Origin of the sequence: Mumia sp., from assembly GCF_028803055.1 — a bacterium.
Taxonomy (GTDB): domain Bacteria; phylum Actinomycetota; class Actinomycetes; order Propionibacteriales; family Nocardioidaceae; genus Mumia.
Map to the genome: position 1 here is coordinate 1 of NZ_JARBCJ010000252.1, position 3,760 is coordinate 3,760.

The 3,760-nt window shown below is 69.9% G+C and carries 3 protein-coding genes; 1 reads left to right on the plus strand and 2 read right to left on the minus strand.

All coding sequences use genetic code 11. From position 1 onward, the window contains the following. Positions 1 to 2,125, minus strand: a 2,125-nt coding sequence (locus tag PV363_RS16560; protein WP_301022920.1) for a glycoside hydrolase family 65 protein, incomplete at its 3' end; no start/stop codon positions are given. Continuing rightward, positions 2,122 to 2,865: an HAD-IA family hydrolase gene (locus PV363_RS16565; RefSeq protein WP_301022921.1), complete on the minus strand. Its 744-nt coding sequence runs from the start codon at positions 2,863 to 2,865 to the stop codon at positions 2,122 to 2,124. The genes PV363_RS16565 and PV363_RS16560, both read right to left, overlap by 4 nt. 171 nt (positions 2,866 to 3,036) lie before the next feature. Between PV363_RS16565 and PV363_RS16570 the strand changes: the two genes are divergently transcribed. Then, a partial coding sequence (locus tag PV363_RS16570; RefSeq protein ID WP_301022922.1) for a DUF6801 domain-containing protein occupies positions 3,037 to 3,760 on the plus strand: 724 nt, incomplete at its 3' end.

Sequence of the window (3,760 nt, forward strand, 5' to 3'; positions counted from 1 at the left end):
CGTGGACGCCGTCGGAGGCGTTGCCGTGGAGGTCGGCGAGATTGACGTACAGCGCCTCGGTGAAGTAGCGGAGCGCGAGGTCGGAGTAGCCGACCTCCGCCGCGATCAGCGCCTGCACGACGGCCGAGAGCGTCGAGTCGCCCGTGGTGATCGGGTCGTAGTACTCGAAGTTCCGGCGCTTCTGCTCCGTCGTGAACTGGTCGCCCTGGAGATACAGCGCCAGCACGACGTCGGCCTGCTTGAGCACCTGGAACCGGTAGATCACCAGCGGGTGGTAGTGCAGCAGGAGTGGTCGCTTGTTGGCCGGCGTGTGCGGGAGGTCCCACACCTCGCGCTCGAGGAAGTGCGAGTCCTGGGGGTGGATGCCGAGGTGCTCGTCGTACGGGATCACCATCGCCTCGCCGGCGCGCTCCCACTCCTCGACCTCGTCGGTGTCGAGGTTGAGGCGCTTCACCATCCGCGAGTACGCCTGCGGCCACGCGCTCTCCAGCTCGCGGGCGGCTCGCGCGGCCCGCCGGAGGTTGTGGCGCGCCATGACGTTGGTGAAGAGGTTGTCGTTGACGACGGTCGTGTACTCGTCGGGACCGGTGACGCCGTGGATGTGGAACGACCCGCGTCCCTCACTGCGCCAGAAGCCGAGGTCGGCCCACATACGAGCGGTCTCGACCAGGACGTCGATCCCCTCGCGCATGAGGAAGTCGGTGTCGCCGGTGGCGTCGACGTAGCGGCTCAGGGCGTGCGAGATGTCGGCGTCGATGTGGTACTGCGCGGTGCCGGCTGCGTAGTACGCCGACGCCTCCTCGCCGTTGATCGTCCGCCACGGGAACAGCGCGCCTCGTTGCGACAGGTCGCGGGCGCGTCGGCGCGCGGCCGGGAGCATGTTGTAGCGGAAGCGCAGCGCCGCCCTCGCGAGCTGGGGATAGGCGTAGGTGAGGAACGGGAGGACATAGACCTCGGTGTCCCAGAAGTAGTGGCCGCCGTAGCCCGAGCCCGTCACCCCCTTGGCGGGGATGCCGGCACCCTCGGCCCGGGCGGCGGCCTGCGCGACCTGGAAGAGGTTCCACCGCAGCGCCTGCTGGAGCGACGGCTGACCTCCGATGGTGGCGTCGGCGCGCGACCAGTAGTCGTCGAGCCACGACTTCTGGTCGGCGAACTGCCTCCCCACGCCCTCGGAGGCGACCCGGTCGAGGGTCCGGCGGCAGCGGTCGGCCAGCTCGCGGGCGGGGACACCGCGTGACGTGTGGTACGCCGCCACCTTCGTCAGCCGGATCGTACGGCCCGGCTGCGCATCGATCTGATAGACCACCTTGGCCATGTCGTCGGTGACCTGGACCGTGCGTTCGACCGGGTCCCGCGTCTCGATGGTGTGGTCGGTGGCGACGGCGATGGTCATACCGGACTCGGCGGTGCGGTAGCCGAGCATCACGCGGGCGTCGTCGTCGCCGGCGTCCTGGAGCTCGGGGATCAGCACCCGACGGCCGAAGCGCTCGGCCTTGCGGGGGTCGGTGCCCTCACCCATGGCGGCGGAGCGGACGTGGTACTCGTCGCCACCGTCCTGCCGGTTGAGGATCTGCGACGACAGCGTCACAGGAGCGGCCGCGTCCAGCATCGTGACCTCGAACGTCATCACCGCGAGGTGGCGCTGGGTGAACGACACCATGCGCTGCGACTTGATCCGGACGCGCTTGCCGGCCGGGGTGCGCCACACGATCTCGCGGCACAGCACCCCGGTACGGAAGTCGAGCGAGCGCTCGTAGTCGATGAGGTCGGCGACCGGCAGCAGGAGCGGCTCGTCGTCGACGTAGAGCCGGATGACCTTCACGTCGGGGGCGTTGACGATCGTCTGCCCGACGCGTGCAAAGCCGAACGCCTCCTCGGCGTGGTTGATCTTCCACGTCTCGTGGAAGCCGTTGATGAACGTGCCCTGCGTGTGCGACTCGCGCCCCTCCTCGACGTTGCCGCGCATGCCGAGGTAGCCGTTGCCGAGCGCGAAGAGCGTCTCCGTACGGCCCAGGTCCTCGCCGGTGAAGAACCGCTCGACGAGGCGCCATCCGTGGACGGGCCACCGGTGGCGGTCGAGATAGTCGACGACGGGGCGGGGCGTGTCGCGAGGCACAGGACTCATGCCGCACCTCCTGGGACGAGCTCGGCGAGGTCGGCGACGACGACGTCGGCGCCGGCGTCAGTCAGAACCTGGCGCCCGGCGCCGCGGTCGACGCCGATGACGAGTGCGAAGCCGCCGGCGGCACCTGCACGCACCCCGGAGACCGCATCCTCGATCACGATCGAGCGGCTCGCGTCGGTCCCGAGCTCCTTGGCTGCGTAGACGAACGTGTCGGCGGAGGGCTTGCCGGGCAGCTGCTGTGCGCGGGCGACGGCCCCGTCGACCACCACCGGGAAGCGGTCGGCGAGCCCGGCGGCGGCCAGGACCTTGGGAGCGTTGGCCGAGCTGGACACGACCGCCAGGCCGATCGGCACCGTGGCGAGGTGGTCGAGCAGGGCGACGGAGCCGGGGTACGGGCGGACGCCGTCGCGCTCCAGCTCGTGCTCGAGCTCGACGTTCTTGCGGTTGCCGAGACCGCAGACAGTCTCCGCCGTCGGCGGGTCGGTCGGGTCGCCCTCGGGGATGGTCACCCCGCGCGAGGCGAGGAGAGAACGGACCCCGTCGTAGCGCGGCTTGCCGTCGACGTAGGCGAAGTAGTCCGCGTCCGTGTAGGCCGGGGTGACCCCGTGCTCGGCGAAGTAGCCGTTGAACAGCGCTGCCCAGGCGCGCATGTGGACCTCGGCGGTCGGGGTCAGAACCCCGTCGAGATCGAAGAGGGCAGCGTCATAGTCGGCCCACTGGACCAGTGCGGACTCGGTCACTCTTCGAGGGTATTCGGTCGAGGTTGCGGTCGCGTCACGTGGCAGGAGAAAACCTCGGCGCGGCGGCCGCGGCGGCGAGGCCGTTGAAAAAAGGTGTGTGATGTATCTCTCCCTGTCACACTGAGTTGCGTCTGCGGCACGGGATCGTGCTGCGTCTGGAGAGGGAGAACGATGAAGCAGGCTGATCCACCCACCGGACTCACGGCACGCGGTCGCCGCGTCGTCGGATCGCTCACGGCCGGCGCGCTCGTCGCCGGCACGCTCAGCGCCTTCGGGCTGGCGGCCGCAGGTCCTGCCGCCGCGGACACCGACCTGGTGAAGGACTACAACTACAAGTGCAACGTCGACGCCGCCGGACTGGGGCTCGGTGTGTGGGACGTCGGGGTCCGTGCTGCCGTTGAGGTGCCCGACTCCGTCGTGGCCGGCGAGACCATCCCGCCGCGCAAGACCCAGATCACGCTGACGATGCCGGAGGAACTTCGCATCCAAACCGTCGGCCTGCTCCGGGCGAAGACCGCGGGCGGCAAGTCGACAGATGCGGCCATCACGATCACGGCACCGGGGGTCAGCGAGCCTCTGGTCGTCCCGATCGGCAACCTCGTGTCTCCACAGACCGATGTCCCGACGTCGCCGAACGTGCCGTGGATCATCCCGACCGAGGGTGATGTCCCGGCGATCACCGTGCCGGCCGGTGCCTCGGAGGCGGCGACGCTCCGGATGCCGGCGCGCTTCACCGTCGCGGCGACGCTGCTGACGGCCGACGGAACGGTGGTCGGCGGCGAGGGAGCGGTCAAGCTGGCGTGCGACCTCGACCCCGCCGGTCCGAACGGTGACGGAGTCTTCGGGGCGATCCCGATCAGGGTCCCCGTGAACCAGCCCCCGGTCGCCAACGACG